Source organism: Peribacillus faecalis (assembly GCF_014712675.1).
Taxonomy (GTDB): domain Bacteria; phylum Bacillota; class Bacilli; order Bacillales; family DSM-1321; genus Bacillus_AD; species Bacillus_AD faecalis.
Genome location: NZ_JACXSI010000039.1, coordinates 13107 through 28278, shown reverse-complemented (window position 1 = coordinate 28278; position 15172 = coordinate 13107). Strand labels below are relative to the sequence as shown.

The following is a 15172-nucleotide window of genomic DNA, read 5'->3' as shown; positions in this document are numbered from 1 at the left end:
TACTGATGTATTGTCCTTTTAAGCTGGCCAGCCATTTAGGACACTTTTATCATATCAAGAGGTCTTTTTGTGCTCAAACCTCGTATTCATTCATTACAGGAATGCTGCCCCGTTTACAGAATAAAAAAAGACTACCTATATACCTTTTTCCCTTCAAATTATTGAATTAATCTGCTGGTTGAGTAAGTCAAAATAAAACAAAAAAGACCAAACATTGTGTTTGATCTTTTCATATACTTACTCGCCTACCATACCATCACCATCACGATCGTCCATGTACGGGTATAGCCAGTGATCGCGTGTTATAGGCATACTGTATCCTGCATCTTTCGCTTCTTTAATCGTCACTTGGCCGTTGCCATTTGTATCGACACTAGAAATATCGCCTTCTTTGATTGAGTTAGTTGAATTCGAACCAGCTGCATTTGAACTAGTTGAATTTGAAGGTTTGCTGCCTGTTAAACCAAGTGATTCGTTTACTTCATCAGGGTTCACATTGTCGAATGAATCAACAATCTTATTCCCTCTTATAGTATAAGTATACTGATAATGCGAAGGAATCTGCGTTTCCGAATTAGGATATGTGATGATTGCTTCAAAGTCTGTAGCTCCACCCGCTTTACGGATTGCATCTTCCATATAAGCTTGGTCACCGTGACGGTTAAGTGTGCTTTCTTGTGGAGTAATATTGTAAGCATTTGATACTCCGCCTAGCGAATCTGCGATAACATGTCCTTCGTCCAAATACTTGCTTTCAACACCCGGTACTTTTGCTTCATCACGGTAGTATCTGCCAGTCGATAATACAGGCTCTGTATTGTCATCTTGCAGAATGATTTCATCAGCAATGACACGTACCAGCTGTCCGTATTCATTTGTGAACGCCCAATATTCACGATCTCCAAAACCAATATTAACAACAACATTAGGTTGACGATATCCGGATAAATCTCCGCCATCAACTTCAATCAATTTATATCCTGAGAATATATCATCCTTTGTTTCGGTTGAAGTATCCTCTTCTGCCGATTCATCGACAACTGTAGTGGCAGTATCTTCTTTTTCGCTATTTTGATTGGTTTCAACTGTCGTTACTTCGTGTGAATCAGTTTTTCCATCTGTATTGGATACGTCTTCAACGTTTGTACAGCCGACCATAAAGATAATCGTTAAAAGTAAAATAAAATAGTTTGTCATCTTTTTCATTGTAGGACCCCTTATACTAACATTAATAACATTAATAACACTTAAACATATTTTAACACATAATATTTTTCTATGAATTATATTTAAATACTATAAAAGAAAAATATATAATTTAAAATTTTTTTGCGACATAATAAAAGATCCGGATAATCAGTTCACCCATTTATCATCTACTGTTACATCCCTTTAACCCCAAGCAATTCCAACGAAACTTTGATTACTTTGCAGGTATTTTTCTGAGTGATCATTTGATTAAGTGTTAAATACATCAATATATGAATTAGGTTATAAAAAAATGAAAAGACGCACCATATTATGTGCGTCACATTACTAATCAATATTTAAGCTTATTGATAAGACGGTAACTAACCTAGCAGAATTCATCTTTTAACAATCACTGGGGGTATTAAAATAGCGAAATTTCTCTAATACAAGATAAAAGTTCATTCCAAGAAAAAATCCCCAACGAGAGATACTCTTTTTTCGCCAAGAATATTTTCTAAGGCTATTAAACTTTGGAGTGTCGGCGGTATTTCATATTTACCAAAATTATAATTCATTGAAACTCATCCTTACTTAATTACCGTTTTAAGATCACTCGATTACTAAAAATCAACCCAAGTAAACCAACTAAAATTTGGATAACGCTAAAGATTAAAAATTGCCCTGTCGGCAAGTACCATTCGCCCAACAGAATTCTTGATGCAACAGTACACAAGAAAAACAATGCTCCCATGGAAATCGTTATAATATATATTTGTTTATCTTTCTTTACAAACCCATAAGCTGAGGCAATGGCATTGCCGATTCCGAAAATAATGATCCCAAATATAGCTATGCCGGCCCAGCCGGTAAACGGGATTTTACCAATCCACTCCGGCGGATATGTATCAAAAGCTCCTTTTCCCATAAACATTAACAAGCCTAAATAAAATGCACCTAATGCCAATAATAGATTATAAGAATTCGAAATAATTCGCGGTATCATCTTATCTCTCCTTTTTGCCGAGTCTAATTCCCTGCTTGTATACCTGAGCTTAAATCGATTCTTCTGTTTCTCTCGCAATGACCCACTTCTGATTAATAAACTCCCAGTTTTCTATAGTAAACAACCTTGCCAATATCTCTTCATTTTTGACAATTAACTGTTCATAAAATACAACTGCATTTTGAGTGTTCCTGAAGCGAATAACTCGATTTTCAAACCTCTTTTCAGCGCCTAAAAAGTGCTGCACAGATTGATTCATCCCCTCAACTGCGTCTTGTTTATTAAACATAATCGGTTTATCACGCGGCTCTTTAAAAAAGGCGACATAATAATCTTCCGACATGCGTTCTACCGATGACGTTTCACCTGTACTCATCGCTTTGTTCCAATCAGCAATAAAATTATCATGCATTTTTGTAAAATTGATTAACACATTGTTTACTTCATCCACTGTTATAACCTCCCCTTCATGTATTGGTTAAGTATTATTGATGTGTTTCTTTAATTGCCAACTATATACCCATAAAACGCATAAAAGCAGCTACTCCTATAGCAACAATCAAAAATATCAAAGCTAAGTTAGTATATCCGAGACTATAGAGACAGTAACTCGCAGCTGAAAATATAACAAATTCTAAAGCAAATCCATAAATACCTTGAAGTTTATAAGGTGCTTTCGGCGAAGCCCACATGGACCAAATAACTGCCACCATTAGAGGAGCAGCAGTCACACCAATAATTTTCCAATGATGAAACCCCCACATACCGAAAATGACTAACGCTAAAACTTCGGAAATAAATCTAATTGCCATTATAAGTGGTACCATTAGCGTCCTCCTTTACAAAAATTCTAATTCAAAAAAGAGCCTTAACAGCTCTTAGTAAATCAATTCTTTGTCTTAGCCGCATTGCGTCGTTCGGACAGCATTGAAACCGTGTAGACAATGCATAAATTCATTCCGATAAAAAAAGAAACGAGCATGCCGAGTGTACCTTGCATCCCGACCCATCCTTCTATAAATGTCAGGAAAAACAGCTGATAACAAAAGCCCGTAAGAATAATAGCAAGCGGCGCATTGAACGGAAATAGCCTCTTCCAGCCGGCAAGCAATATACTTGCAAGCATAAGGACAACGAGAAAAAACATTGTGTGCAGCATCCCCCACCGAAATTCGACACGAGACTGCTCTTCATCACCAAAAGTAGAAGGTGTTTGAGTATTTAAATCATACACTGTCAGTACTGCCGAAACGATGTTCACTATTAACACAATCGCCAGTGTAATCCAATTCACCTTTTTGATTTTCGTTTGATTTTTCATTAACTCTCCGAAACTCCTATAATTTGTTAATGATTATTTCGGTATCGACTACTAGATATCCTTTTTCGTTGCCCACTCATCTTCTAAAATACTCATTTCATACATGCTCCAATATTCATCGCCTAGTTTCCTATGATCTCTCAGCAGCCCTTCCTTTACAAATCCCGCATTCTCATAGCAAGCAATCGCTGCTGAATTGAAATCGAAAACGCCGAGCGTGACCCTATGCAGCTTCAGCTCGTCAAAGGCCACTTTTAAAATTCCCTTAATCATCTGCTGACCTACACCTTTTCCCCTAGCACTTGGGTGGCCGACTAAAACCTTCCCGACTCTAGCCGATTTGTTATTCCAATCAATTCTTCCTAAAGATATATGCCCCATCACAATGCCTGTTTCCTGTTCGACTACTTTATAAATATACGTGTCAGCCTGTTCATGATTAGCATTCCCGATATACCTCTCCAGCTGCTCCTCCGTCAACGGATACTCAAACGCCGAACCGCTCCATTGCAGAAGAAATGCTGGAGAATGAATCCAATCGATTAGCTGTTTGAAATCGGTTCGTTCAAAATATTGCAGTTTAATCATGGTTATCCTCCTACAATTAATTACCTTACTATCGGAATCCGTTTCTATGAAAGGTTCACCAATACTTCTTCGCCTCTCCCAGCCGCTCGAAAGAAACAAGCCCTCTCTGCATTTGAGTTGGACAAATCTTATTATGTTTTCTTATTTTTTCGTTAATATTATCTATCTCCTGTGGCGTAGTACACAAATGAACAAGTTCGGCAATTTCCTTTTGCAACTTTAGCCATGGCGGCAGGAAACCTGCATCCTTGGCGATTTTCTGAAAATGTTGATAGGTATCCATCTGCAAGTACTCTTTGGAGATCGGATTGCCTTTCTTTTTAGAATCCGCTTTTTCACCTGCGCCTGCTAAAATATCTCCGATTAGGTCATTGTATTGTCGATCCAATCTTTCTCCTCCTTCAGAAAAACAAAGACTAAAATGCTCACTTCGCTAATAATCTGAAATCTGTACTTTTATTAACATTTTAACAAATAAAGGTTTTTTTGTTGCATTTTCACAGAAAATAAAAAAACAACCTTATCCGAAGAAAGATTGTTTTTTAAATTATATTTAATTGACTGTATTTTGGTTGCAACATACTCAACGTATTTTTCCTTCTTAAACTAAAACAAAGTAACAAAGTTTGCTCACCACTGAGCAAGTTTAGGTAAAAGTTTACTATTTTTCATCTTCCTATACTTTGTCGGAGTCATCCCCGTTTTGTCTTTAAAAAAGCGACTAAAATGGGCACCACTTTCAAATCCTGTCGATAAAAATACTTCTTCAAGCGACTGATCTAGTCTCATTTCCAATAAATATTTTGCTTGGGCCAGCCTGCATGCCATCACATATTGCATAACGGTATAGCCGGTCACTTCTTTGAACACATGTGATATGTAATATTTGTTTAAATTCACTTCTTCTGAAATGCGCTCCAAAGAAACTTTTTCAGAAAAATGCTGATTAATCCAATTGGCAATATTCTCTGCATGTCGTTTCTTTTCCGTTTTCTTTCGTTTAACTTGCATATCCTTGCCTTCGCACATTTTATAAAGTTTCAACAATAATTGAAGAAAGTTAAGTGCCAATTCCGATTTCAACATATCATTTATTTGGCCTGTGCTTTGGTATTCCTGATCAATTTCTTGCAACTGTTCCGCAATACCTTTAATTTTGTCATCTACATACCTCCCCGACTCATCAAATCCAGTCCGCAAAATGCAGTTATTCCTCTTTTTAAAAGGATCCAGCAAATTGGGTATCCCCATTGCCGGCAAGAACTTTTCCAACCAAGCAGGTGAAAAATGAACCATGCTTCTTACATATGTATCCGGTGATGGCGTGTTGGCCTTATGTAGTGTAAAACCATCTAAGAGAATAATATCTCCAGGCTGCAAATCATAAATCTGATCATGAATGAAATATTTGCATTCTCCTTCAGTAAAGACATAAATTTCATATACGCTATGTGATTCCATATGATTAATCCATGGCAACTTATCATTGACTCCTTGCAGACGATGAATAGCTGAAATGGAATCATCTAGTATTTTCGGCTGATGCTGATAAGCATCCAATATTGATTGGTCCCATGCTTTCGTCCAATAATAAGGCGCGACTTGTTCTTTCATGAATATTCACTCCCGAATGTCTGTGTTCTGAAGGATAATGTAACTCTAATATCATTATACTAGTATACTTGAAAAAAGAAAGCATTGTTTGAAAGTGCTTTCTTTTTTCATTTTTTGACTGAAATTGCTTTTTATCTATCAAAAGTCTGATATTTTTTGTATATGTGTTTCCTTAAAATCATTTTGATACTTTAACCCAAAGCCAAACAGGCGATCCATAAAGATGTGTGCGAACCAGATTAAGGCAATCATCAGCAAAGCATCATTCAAAAAGAAGACATAAAGAAGCAACATTAAAATAGGTAAAATAAAGCTGTGGCCGATATTATAAATGACAGCGCCTATTTTAGAATCTAATTGGATTCTTGGATTTCTTCCTCTTTCATAAATAATTCTTCCACATTTTAAAATAATGAAAAACGCCAACCCTAATCGGATTAGCGCCTATTTCGGCTCGATATGAATATTAACATACTGTATGTGATGTTGCTCCAATAACCGATTCTCAATCTCCTCTGTAATGAGATGACTTTCCAAAACAGTGAGATTATGGTCGATGACAATAACGAGATCGGCAAATATCTGATTTCCATGCATTCTCGCTTTAAGGCTTTTTACTTCCTCTATGCGTGGATTCTTTTTGACCGTTTCCTTAATTGCTTCCAATTCTTCGACTTCGAAAGCATCCGTCAGTTCAAGCACCGATTCCTTAAAGATTCCTATTCCTGTCTTAATAATTAGCAGTCCTACGATGATTGCTGTAACCGTATCCAGCCAATCAAGACCAAACTGCGAACCGACTATGCCGATGAATGCGCCAATACTGACAAGAGCGTCAGATAAATTATCTTTTGCTGCAGCTTTCACGGAGCGGCTATTGATTTTCTTCGCTAAACGAATGTTATATAAATAAACGCAAAACATAATGGCTGCGCCGGCTAAAGCAACCCAGCCGGTAAACATATCCGGTGCCTCACTGCCCGTCTCGGACAGATTTTTAACAGCTTCAAGAATGACTTGGATTCCTACCGTAACCATGATGAATGCGGCAATTAAAGATGCGATTGTTTCCGCACGATAATGCCCATACTGATGATTTTGATCAGGCGGCTTTCTGGCAATTTTCAATCCGATTAAAACAGCGATTGAGGCTATGACATCCGTTGAATTATTCAATCCGTCAGCCATCAACGCCTCAGAATTTCCAAAATATCCGATCAGCAACTTCGAAACAGATAAAACGATGTAAGTGATAATGCTTAGCCAGGCACCCTTTTCGCCAGCTTTGAGGTTATCATATGAATCCATAAATTCTCCTCCAATATTTGAACATGTCTATATCACATTTTTTCCTTAAAGGAGAAAAATACTCGCTTTTACCTGTTTTACTCATTCTAAAAGCAATAAGACAAACATATATTTTAATAGTTTTGCTAATAAAGGAGGATTATTTTGAAATTGAAAAAGACTTTACTATTAGTAGTGAGCTTGGTACTAGTGCTTTCATTAGCACCAATTGCTCAAGCCCAAACCTCTTTCCGAGATGTGCCTCCATCTCATACTTTTTATGAAGAAATTCAGTTTTTAGTCGAACTCGGGATCATTAGCGGCTTTGAAGACGGCACTTTCAGACCCGGTCAAGCGGTGACCAGGGCACAAGCAGCAATTATGATTGGACGTACTTTTGACTTAAATGGAGAGCAAAGGAAGACTATCTTCCGGGATGTATCTAAATCTTCAGTAGCTTCGGGCTATATTCAAGAAGCGGCGGATTATGGAATCATCCAAGGATATCCGGATGGGACATTCAGACCGAATGAGCCGGTATCCAGAGGACAAATGGCAATTCTCATCGCGCGCGCGTTCGGTTTAACTGAATCTGCAGAAGTAAGCTTCCCTGATGTATCGCCGAACTCGGCCGCTTATCCTTATATCGGCCTAATTTATTATGCCGGCATTACAGAGGGGTATCCTGATGGCACATACAAACCGAATCAATCGGTAAAACGCGGTGAATTTGCAGCTTTTATCACAAGAGCCATATTTTTCATCATAAGCGAATACTACGATGAAGAAAATTTAACAAATGAAGAATATAAGGAGTACTTTTCTGAGGGATTAGACCTTGAAGAGTTGAATCAATAATCAAGAGTTAATATGAGTCCGGCTTTGTAGCGGACTCATATTTAGCATCGTACATACTTGCGTTTAAAGCCGAGACGGCCTTTATCGACATCCTTTTGAATGCTCTCATAGGCATTTAAGAAACTGCTTTTTTTATTGTCCTTTTTGATTTCGATCGGACCGACTGCCTTCGCCGTTTCAACTGCCTTTTCATGAAGCGGCACATAAGAAATCCCTACTGTGTACAGAAAATTATTCATTGAAATCTTTGTCCGCACCGGTGCATCATGAATAGTCTGTTTCACAACTTCCAACATGACAGCAAGTTTGCCTTTGGAAAATTCAGAGTCCTTACGATTGCCTAACAGCCAGCAATAACAGCTCCAGCCTGCAGACATCTTCAGTTCTTCCCCGCTTGCAATCCATTCATCAGCCACTTCCTGTGCAATATCCGCTTCCGCCAACGTTACCGCTACGACATAGTCGGAAAGCATGTAGAAATAAGCATTATTAATCCAACGGTTAAAATCTGCTTTTGACATCGCACTCGAATCAGAAATAATACCGGCAAAGTACATCGCGTCATAGTTCCCTGTCGCATACAGTTCTTCCGCTAACGCTTGATTGATTTTAATTTTCTTAGCGATTGGCTTCATCGCACCTGTCGCTACACCGAAAACCGGTTCATGCGCACCATTCGATATATAAGTTTTTTTCGTTCGTTCTTTTCCGAGCGCTTCAAGCTCCTGCATTACTGTTTCTGCATTCACTGCATGCACATCCTTTTTTTAATAATTATATCACAGCTCAACAACACCGCTTACTCCGGCAAGCGCACCCGGAAAAAGTTCAAGCGCCATAATGTTATCGAGTAGCTCAGCCGGAATATCGTACTGGCATTTGATTCCGTATTTTGATGCCGGCACAAATCCGAAGCGCGAATAATAATGGCGGTCACCGGCAAGAAAGACAGATGTAAAGCCCATATTTTTTGCTATTATAAGCGATTTTTTGATTAGTTCTCGTCCGAGGCCATGATTGCGCATTTCCACCTTCGTGCACACCGGACCAAGCAGAAGCGCTTCATGAACGTGATTGCCACTCGTCACTTTCGTCTTGCTCAGCATAATATAGCCGACGAGTTCGCCGTTAGTTTCAGCTACTAGCGACAGTTCTGGAATAAACCGGTCACTTTTATGTATCCGGACAACCATATCCCGCTCCTCACCCCCAGTTACTCGTGCTGTCTTGAAGGCTTGCCCGACAAAATCGGGAATTTCGGCATAATTGGCTTCTGTTTCTTCATGTATTTGAATGTTTCTCATTTGCTGCACCTGCTTTCTGTTAAAATGGGGCCGTTGCCAGGATAGGTATTCCTCCACTTTTGGCATTAATTCATCCGCCTTTACGAGAATTCTTCCGCTTTTCGAATTAATTCTTCCACTTTCACGAATAATTCGTCCGACACAGAACAGTGTAACCGTTATTGAACGAAATGCCACTTTTATTTGCATGCTTACTGTTCCAAGAGCACACGCCAAAGTAACCGGCCTTTCGTTCACTATGCTCTCTGACCAACAACCCAAATACTTCCGCCACCAAATGTTCAGTAAACAACACCAGCATCCCATATTACAATTAAACTAAAAGCAAAGAGATGAGAAAAATGAGCCCGTTACTAGGATTAATTCAAACGTATGTCTTCTGGTTTGATTTTACCGGAGCCGACTGTTTTCAATAACAATGGCAATGTATTGGTGCTGACTAAACCAGTAGTAATGGTGATGTTTTTAATCCATAGGTCTTGCAATTGTAATTCAACTGGAACACCGTGTACACCAACGTTAGCGATACGTCCGCCAGGGTTGATTATTTTTTGACATAAATCAAAAGTTGCAGGATAGCCGACTGCTTCAATGGCCAAGTCGACGCCTCGTCCGTCAGTCAAATCGTAAATTTGTTTGATGGCTGCTTCGGCATCTTTAGAATTAACAGTGTCAGTAGCACCGAATTTCATAGATTGTTCTAATCGGTTGTCATCCAAGTCAACCATGATAATCTTACTTGGTGAATAGAATTGAGCAGTCAATAAGCAAGACAATTAATGCTTTCATAGTTTCAGTAGCCATGAGAAATTCCTCCTCACCAATCAGTCAACGGTTATTCATAAATTACCATCATTAAACTTTAGACGTTTCCATGCGCAATCAAACATTTTCTAAATTAATCCCAGCAAAAAACACCCCTGAAACAGGAGTGTCTTAAAAACTATTTATCTGATCTCCCTTTCGAAAATCCTGTAAAAACGAAACAAGTCACAAACGCAACCATTGTCACTATTATAGCGACTAGCAGACCGATTCCCTTCATGAAAAGATCCTCGCCCGGATAAGCAGGTTCCAGCGTCACAAGCATATAGCTAAATACTAAGCTAAAAAGCAGATAAAAACTGCTGCCGATTGCCGACATTTTCAAACGATTTCGCCTCGTGCCTTGCCATACTTTATTGATCGTCGCCCATAAAAAGATGCTGGCGATGACCGCTAAAAGCATAATCAGCAAATGGATGAACGGAAGGCGGATGAACAGCAGAAGAATGCTTGTGCAAAACAGCATAGCATTCATGCTGAATAAGAAAACTCCGGACAGCCAGTAACTTCGGAACCAGCCGGTATTTGTTAGCATCTGCCCTAATCTGCTGTCTTCCGGGCAAAGGCTTATGATTGGCCCTTTGCAAAGGATGATCACCCCGACAGCAAGAATTCCGACAAAAAGAAATAATGTCATGATTCATCCTCATCTCTGTATTCCAAAATATCGCCCGGCTGACAATCCAGGGCTTTGCAAATAGCCTCCAATGTCGAGAACCGGATGGCTTTCGCTTTTCCATTTTTCAAGATTGAGAGGTTCGCCATTGTGATGCCGACCCGCTCTGAAAGCTCCGTCACACTCATTTTTCTCTTTGCCAGCATCACATCAATATTTACTATAATCGCCATGAAAGTTCACCTCAGATCGTTAAATCATTTTCGGATTTAATTTGAATGGCATTGTTCAACAACTTTTGCAGCACTGCGGCAAAAATTGCAATGACCATTGAAGCAAAAATCGGGAATAGTCCAAACAGGATTAAACCTGGGGCGTCATCTTGGTCCGCCACAAAAAAAGTGAATGGCAGCATGACTATGTACAGTGCACTAATAGTAATAGCACAGTACTTAATTTTATTTAGCGCCTTTACTGAGACTTCAGAAAAAGCCTGATTCTTGTCAATATAGTTCAGAAGCTGGAACGCCTGATACAACGCAATAAAATATGGAATCACTGTTATATACAAAATAAGCACCATCGGATAAAGCATATGAGCATACGCCGGATTTACCGGATTATTCATTAGCATCGGCAATGCCACCACACTGAAAGCAAGAACCGGAAGTCCAAGCAGAAGAACTGCAGCCTTCAAAAAGAGCGTTTCCCGTTTCATAAAAGCACCTCACTTACATCATTATAGATTCAGTGTAGCACAAGGTTTATTGTTTTTCGATAAATATTTATTGATAATTAATCACATGAATTACTCAGCTGTTCGTTGGCGCTCTATCACTGCCATAGAAGCTCAATAATACCTTCTCGAGCTCTATTCTGGTGGTTCGCGCTCTATAATTTTTTCTCGCGCTCTATCTTCCGGGCTTCGCGCTCTATAATTTTTTCTCGCGCTCTATCTTCCGGGCTTCGCGCTCTATAATTTTTTCTCGCGCTCTATCTTCCGGCCTTGGCGCTCTATAATTCTTTTTCGCGCTCTATCTTGTCGGGTTCACGTTCTTTCTTTTCTATTTTTTAGCTAAAACACTAGTAAACTAGCACAATTTATTCAACTTCCATGCATTTCCTCTCAATATTGGCTGGCTCTTCGTTCAATTTCTTACGTTTCAAAGCAATTTCCAGTCGTAGCCGGCTACTGTCGTAACCCCCATTATTGTTGCATTTACAGCAAATCTACAAATCGATATACTAATCTAGAAAGGACTGAAGCCAATGACAGTAAGACGAATTGCGACAGAAGAAGATTTACAGACTGCATTTAACATAAGAATTGCCGTATTCGTGGACGAGCAAGGCGTACCGCTTGAGGATGAACTGGATGAATACGATCAACTTGACGGTCACTGTCACCATATTCTTGTCCATTATGATGAGAAGCCAGTCGGTACCGGCAGAATTCGCTTTGTTGAGGGTGTCGGCAAGCTTGAGAGAATTTGTATCTTAAAGCCATTCCGCAAATTTGGTCTTGGAAAAGTGATTATTGAAGGATTAGAGGATATCGCAAAAGAACTGGGAGTCTCTGAAGTGAAATTGCACGGCCAAACGCATGCTGAAGAATTTTACCGAAAATACGGATACCACACAGCTTCTGAAGTCTTTATTGAAGACGGCATTCCGCATGTATTAATGAAGAAGAACATCGAATAATTAATGCCAAGCCCATAACAAAAAGACCAATCGCCACATGATTGGTCTTTTATTGAACCTATTTTTCATAACGATTTGTATACACTACTTCCTTTTCAAGCCCTCTCACTTTATCGAATATCGCTGACTTAATAGAGGCAACATAGCCATTCTCGCTTAATTCTATTACTTCATCGTCGGCTAATTGTAAGTGAATGATAGAGTTCCCCTTTTCTTCTGGCGACACCTCATAATAGACGAGTTTCTCTACCTCATTCCATGTGTACACTTTTTCCTCACTCTGAAAAAGAGGTTTAACAGCAATCGATTCGGCCTTAATAATTACGTATGTTTGTGAAGCAAAATAAAAAAGCGCTCCGCTGCATATAACCGCAATACCCGTAAATAGGAAACTCCATTTATTTAAGTTCAATAACCAAAGAAGCAGACTGGAAAGAAACCATAATGCTAAGCCAACTCCATAAGTAAGATACACTTCAAATGGTAAATAAATGATCCAGTTAGCGCGATTATAAAATAATACATCCGCAATTGTTGCTGGCAAAAATAATAATAGTACTGGTATCATAAGTGCTATTCCAAAAGCCATGACCATAAAAATATGCTTTTTTTCGTAACTGCTGTACATAACATCCCCCCTCCCGATAAACTTACCATAATTTAACTTACCTATAAAGCGGAACTTTACCAATAATAAGTTCATCAATCACGAATGGAGGACCCCTTTATGCAACAAAATAAACCAACTTCAAAATCCATCATGAATCCGAACTTCGCCGGAACAGACCCGCAAAAAGTGAAGCAGCAGATCAAAAAGGATATAGCAGCCGGCGAAGGAGCAATGACTTCCCGCGAAGCAGGGGCGATGCGCGACTGACGATGGAGACGGCGACTTTGTCGCTTTCTCCCCATTTCTTAATCAAATGTCCCCTCCAACAAATCAATCAAATGGTCCGTCTTATCTTTCGAAACCGAACAAATCGTATGCGTATCTTCCGCTTTCATCAATGCACTTCTTTCTCCTTTTTCACCTACCCATATGTGTACAGCCTAACAGAAGCAAAATCACGGACAAACTCATAATCAATATATTTCTCAACTTCATCCCCCTAGAAATTTAGACGTATGAACTTCGCTGAAGGTTTCTTTTTAAAAGATTTCACTCTTGTTACCACAAAAAAACACCTCCACATTGATTCACTAGGCATTCAATACCTGTTTTTCAATGGAAGGCTTTTATATTTATTATATTTTTAGACCAGTTCCTTTTAAATTGAACCTTAAAAGAGACTTCTTATATCAACGTCCAATTTTTGTTATGTAATTATGTAAAGCTTTATCCCGATTTAACCAGCCTTGCAGAAAAACTTTTTGGGTTGGATCTTGCTTAACCCGTTCATATCGATAATCTTGAGTATGTTTATTTACTTTTAAGGCTAATGAGTAATGGTCATTTTTCAAAATCTTGGAGAAAGCATTCTCAGTTATGTATCCCCAATAACCAGTTGCTGTTACATTCAACGCCTTTTGCAGATGCTTAATTGCTCCTCCATCTTTAGTACTTCCATTCACACCCAGATTAACTGCCGTATCAAACATGACAATTGCCAGTGTACGCTCCATTCTATTAGCTTTGACAGGTTTCCAATAATATTCATAATAAATGGCCTCTACTTCTGAATTGCTAATATATTTAACGCTTTGCCGTGGCTTATTGATTTGGTCACGGTATTTATTATATGTACGTTGAGTGATTCCTTTGTTAGTTGCGCCACCAAGGTCATACTTATGATTAACATATCCACCTTCCCACTTCAATGTGAATGCAAGCGCCTCTCGGAAAACTTCTTGTTCTGTCATAGCAGGCTTAGAGTTAGATGTTTGGATTTTAATATATTTACTATCGTTGGAGATATATCCGTAGTCGTTCCCGAACTTAATCTTATAGAAACTTCCGGCTTGGCCCACAATTGTCACGACAGTATTGTTAGACACACCGCCAATTCTGGCTGCTGAAGTGCTGGGAGATTTCCGTACATTCAATCCGGAAGCACAAATAATTGTACCTTTGGCATTATATGCAGTTTCGCTTACAGTAGAATTTGTTGCCGTAGATTGAATTTTAATATATCTGCTATCGTTGGAGATATATCCGTAGCCGTTTCCGAACTTAATCTTATAAAAACTGCCGGCTTGGCCCACAATTGTCACGACAGTATTGTTAGACACACCGCCGATTCTGGCTGCTGAAGTGCTGGGAGACTTCCGTACATTCAATCCGGAAGCACAAATAATTGTACCTTTGGCATTATATGCAGTTTCGCTTACAGTAGAATTTGTTGCCGTAGATTGAATTTTAATATATCTGCTATCGTTGGAGATATATCCGTAGCCGTTCCCGAACTTAATCTTATAAAAACTGCCGGCTTGGCCCGCAATAGTAACGACAGTATTTTTAGACACACCGCCGATTATGGCTGCTGCAGTGTCGGGAGACTTCCGTACATTTAATCCGGCAGCACAAATGATTGTACCTTTGGCATTGTATGCAGTTTCATTTACAGTATTAACTGTTGCTGCAATTGAAGTGTTTGGCACATTAAATATTAGAAAGCCATTGATTAATAAAATGATAGCTATTAAAACATTAATTCTTTGAGTTTTCACTTCCACTTACGTTTCCTTTCTCTGAATTTTGTCCATAAACAAAGGAGGTTTTACCTTGTTTATGCGCATTTATAATTATTAATAGAATCACAATGAAATTTTATTATAGATATTTCGAAATAACAATAATATATAAAAATATGTATATAATATGGTATTTTTATAAAGTTTCATTATATTAATATTATATTTGA

At 38.7% G+C, this 15172-nt stretch carries 20 protein-coding genes and 1 pseudogene; 3 read left to right on the top strand and 18 right to left on the bottom strand.

The window, feature by feature from the left end:
• Nucleotides 1-237: 237 nt before the first annotated feature.
• From IEO70_RS14905 to IEO70_RS14860, 10 genes are all read right to left on the bottom strand, one after another.
• The gene (locus IEO70_RS14905) at nt 238-1206 is read right to left on the bottom strand and encodes a DNA/RNA non-specific endonuclease (protein WP_190999168.1); all 969 of its coding nucleotides are present in this window, start codon (nt 1204-1206) and stop codon (nt 238-240) included.
• Nucleotides 1207-1786: 580 nt separating this feature from the next.
• Nucleotides 1787-2194, bottom strand: coding sequence for a hypothetical protein (locus tag IEO70_RS14900; RefSeq protein ID WP_190999167.1), 408 nt, complete (start codon nt 2192-2194; stop codon nt 1787-1789).
• A 49-nt stretch (nt 2195-2243) separates the two neighbouring features.
• Nucleotides 2244-2645 (bottom strand): hypothetical protein, encoded by a 402-nt coding sequence (locus IEO70_RS14895; RefSeq protein WP_328820938.1) that lies wholly within the window; start codon nt 2643-2645, stop codon nt 2244-2246.
• A 61-nt stretch (nt 2646-2706) separates the two neighbouring features.
• Nucleotides 2707-3021 carry a YrdB family protein gene (locus IEO70_RS14890; protein ID WP_190999166.1) on the bottom strand — a complete coding sequence of 105 codons (315 nt, stop codon included), beginning with the start codon at nt 3019-3021 and terminating at the stop codon, nt 2707-2709.
• A 59-nt stretch (nt 3022-3080) separates the two neighbouring features.
• Entirely contained in the window at nt 3081-3515 is a 435-nt protein-coding gene (locus IEO70_RS14885; RefSeq protein WP_190999165.1) for an RND transporter, read from the bottom strand.
• A gap of 51 nt (nt 3516-3566) precedes the next feature.
• Nucleotides 3567-4103 (bottom strand): GNAT family N-acetyltransferase, encoded by a 537-nt coding sequence (locus tag IEO70_RS14880; RefSeq protein WP_190999164.1) that lies wholly within the window; start codon nt 4101-4103, stop codon nt 3567-3569.
• Nucleotides 4104-4158: 55 nt separating this feature from the next.
• Nucleotides 4159-4491 (bottom strand): DnaJ family domain-containing protein, encoded by a 333-nt coding sequence (locus IEO70_RS14875; protein WP_190999163.1) that lies wholly within the window; start codon nt 4489-4491, stop codon nt 4159-4161.
• A 242-nt stretch (nt 4492-4733) separates the two neighbouring features.
• Nucleotides 4734-5717 carry an AraC family transcriptional regulator gene (locus tag IEO70_RS14870; RefSeq protein ID WP_190999162.1) on the bottom strand — a complete coding sequence of 328 codons (984 nt, stop codon included), beginning with the start codon at nt 5715-5717 and terminating at the stop codon, nt 4734-4736.
• 138 nt (nt 5718-5855) lie between these two features.
• Complete coding sequence (locus IEO70_RS20230; RefSeq protein ID WP_206711602.1) at nt 5856-6143, bottom strand: DUF4260 family protein; 288 nt, start codon at nt 6141-6143, stop codon at nt 5856-5858.
• Nucleotides 6144-6161: 18 nt separating this feature from the next.
• Nucleotides 6162-7025, bottom strand: a complete 864-nt coding sequence (locus tag IEO70_RS14860) for a cation diffusion facilitator family transporter (protein WP_190999161.1) — start codon at nt 7023-7025, stop codon at nt 6162-6164.
• Between the two features lie 144 nt (nt 7026-7169).
• On the opposite strand from IEO70_RS14860, the gene IEO70_RS14855 reads away from it, so the two are divergent.
• Nucleotides 7170-7862 carry an S-layer homology domain-containing protein gene (locus IEO70_RS14855; RefSeq protein ID WP_190999160.1) on the top strand — a complete coding sequence of 231 codons (693 nt, stop codon included), beginning with the start codon at nt 7170-7172 and terminating at the stop codon, nt 7860-7862.
• A 41-nt stretch (nt 7863-7903) separates the two neighbouring features.
• On the opposite strand, the gene IEO70_RS14850 is transcribed toward IEO70_RS14855, so the two are convergent.
• The 6 genes and pseudogenes from IEO70_RS14850 to IEO70_RS14825 all read right to left on the bottom strand — a co-directional run bounded on the left by IEO70_RS14850 (nt 7904) and on the right by IEO70_RS14825 (nt 11325).
• Nucleotides 7904-8611, bottom strand: a complete 708-nt coding sequence (locus IEO70_RS14850) for a DNA alkylation repair protein (protein ID WP_190999159.1) — start codon at nt 8609-8611, stop codon at nt 7904-7906.
• A 30-nt stretch (nt 8612-8641) separates the two neighbouring features.
• Nucleotides 8642-9427 carry a GNAT family N-acetyltransferase gene (locus IEO70_RS14845; protein ID WP_190999158.1) on the bottom strand — a complete coding sequence of 262 codons (786 nt, stop codon included), beginning with the start codon at nt 9425-9427 and terminating at the stop codon, nt 8642-8644.
• Between the two features lie 110 nt (nt 9428-9537).
• A pseudogene (locus IEO70_RS14840) lies at nt 9538-9942 on the bottom strand (zinc-binding dehydrogenase); the annotation flags it as partial.
• A gap of 167 nt (nt 9943-10109) precedes the next feature.
• The gene (locus IEO70_RS14835) at nt 10110-10628 is read right to left on the bottom strand and encodes a hypothetical protein (RefSeq protein WP_190999157.1); all 519 of its coding nucleotides are present in this window, start codon (nt 10626-10628) and stop codon (nt 10110-10112) included.
• Nucleotides 10625-10840, bottom strand: a complete 216-nt coding sequence (locus IEO70_RS14830) for a helix-turn-helix domain-containing protein (RefSeq protein WP_190999156.1) — start codon at nt 10838-10840, stop codon at nt 10625-10627. Before IEO70_RS14830 ends, IEO70_RS14835 begins: the two co-directional genes overlap by 4 nt.
• An 11-nt stretch (nt 10841-10851) precedes the next feature.
• Nucleotides 10852-11325 (bottom strand): DUF2975 domain-containing protein, encoded by a 474-nt coding sequence (locus IEO70_RS14825; RefSeq protein ID WP_190999155.1) that lies wholly within the window; start codon nt 11323-11325, stop codon nt 10852-10854.
• A 551-nt stretch (nt 11326-11876) separates the two neighbouring features.
• Here IEO70_RS14825 and IEO70_RS14820 point away from each other — a divergent pair.
• Nucleotides 11877-12311 (top strand): GNAT family N-acetyltransferase, encoded by a 435-nt coding sequence (locus tag IEO70_RS14820; protein WP_190999154.1) that lies wholly within the window; start codon nt 11877-11879, stop codon nt 12309-12311.
• A gap of 58 nt (nt 12312-12369) precedes the next feature.
• On the opposite strand, the gene IEO70_RS14815 is transcribed toward IEO70_RS14820, so the two are convergent.
• Complete coding sequence (locus IEO70_RS14815; RefSeq protein WP_190999153.1) at nt 12370-12939, bottom strand: hypothetical protein; 570 nt, start codon at nt 12937-12939, stop codon at nt 12370-12372.
• A 99-nt stretch (nt 12940-13038) separates the two neighbouring features.
• On the opposite strand from IEO70_RS14815, the gene IEO70_RS14810 reads away from it, so the two are divergent.
• Nucleotides 13039-13188, top strand: a complete 150-nt coding sequence (locus tag IEO70_RS14810; RefSeq protein ID WP_190999152.1) for a hypothetical protein — start codon at nt 13039-13041, stop codon at nt 13186-13188.
• A 422-nt stretch (nt 13189-13610) separates the two neighbouring features.
• On the opposite strand, the gene IEO70_RS20375 is transcribed toward IEO70_RS14810, so the two are convergent.
• On the bottom strand, nt 13611-14978 hold the full coding sequence (locus IEO70_RS20375; protein ID WP_190999151.1) for an SH3 domain-containing protein: 1368 nt from the start codon (nt 14976-14978) through the stop codon (nt 13611-13613).
• Nucleotides 14979-15172 lie beyond the last annotated feature (194 nt).

Bases quoted from the DNA above. Each gene is read 5' to 3' on its own strand.
- IEO70_RS14905 (WP_190999168.1), bottom strand. From the start codon at position 1,206: ATGAAAAAGATGACAAACTATTTTATTTTACTTTTAACGATTATCTTT.
- IEO70_RS14900 (WP_190999167.1), bottom strand. From the start codon at position 2,194: ATGATACCGCGAATTATTTCGAATTCTTATAATCTATTATTGGCATTA.
- IEO70_RS14890 (WP_190999166.1), bottom strand. From the start codon at position 3,021: ATGGTACCACTTATAATGGCAATTAGATTTATTTCCGAAGTTTTAGCG.
- IEO70_RS14885 (WP_190999165.1), bottom strand. From the start codon at position 3,515: ATGAAAAATCAAACGAAAATCAAAAAGGTGAATTGGATTACACTGGCG.
- IEO70_RS14880 (WP_190999164.1), bottom strand. From the start codon at position 4,103: ATGATTAAACTGCAATATTTTGAACGAACCGATTTCAAACAGCTAATC.
- IEO70_RS14870 (WP_190999162.1), bottom strand. From the start codon at position 5,717: ATGAAAGAACAAGTCGCGCCTTATTATTGGACGAAAGCATGGGACCAA.
- IEO70_RS14860 (WP_190999161.1), bottom strand. From the start codon at position 7,025: ATGGATTCATATGATAACCTCAAAGCTGGCGAAAAGGGTGCCTGGCTA.
- IEO70_RS14835 (WP_190999157.1), bottom strand. From the start codon at position 10,628: ATGACATTATTTCTTTTTGTCGGAATTCTTGCTGTCGGGGTGATCATC.
- IEO70_RS14830 (WP_190999156.1), bottom strand. From the start codon at position 10,840: ATGGCGATTATAGTAAATATTGATGTGATGCTGGCAAAGAGAAAAATG.
- IEO70_RS14825 (WP_190999155.1), bottom strand. From the start codon at position 11,325: ATGAAACGGGAAACGCTCTTTTTGAAGGCTGCAGTTCTTCTGCTTGGA.
- IEO70_RS14820 (WP_190999154.1), top strand. From the start codon at position 11,877: ATGACAGTAAGACGAATTGCGACAGAAGAAGATTTACAGACTGCATTT.
- IEO70_RS14815 (WP_190999153.1), bottom strand. From the start codon at position 12,939: ATGTACAGCAGTTACGAAAAAAAGCATATTTTTATGGTCATGGCTTTT.
- IEO70_RS14810 (WP_190999152.1), top strand. From the start codon at position 13,039: ATGCAACAAAATAAACCAACTTCAAAATCCATCATGAATCCGAACTTC.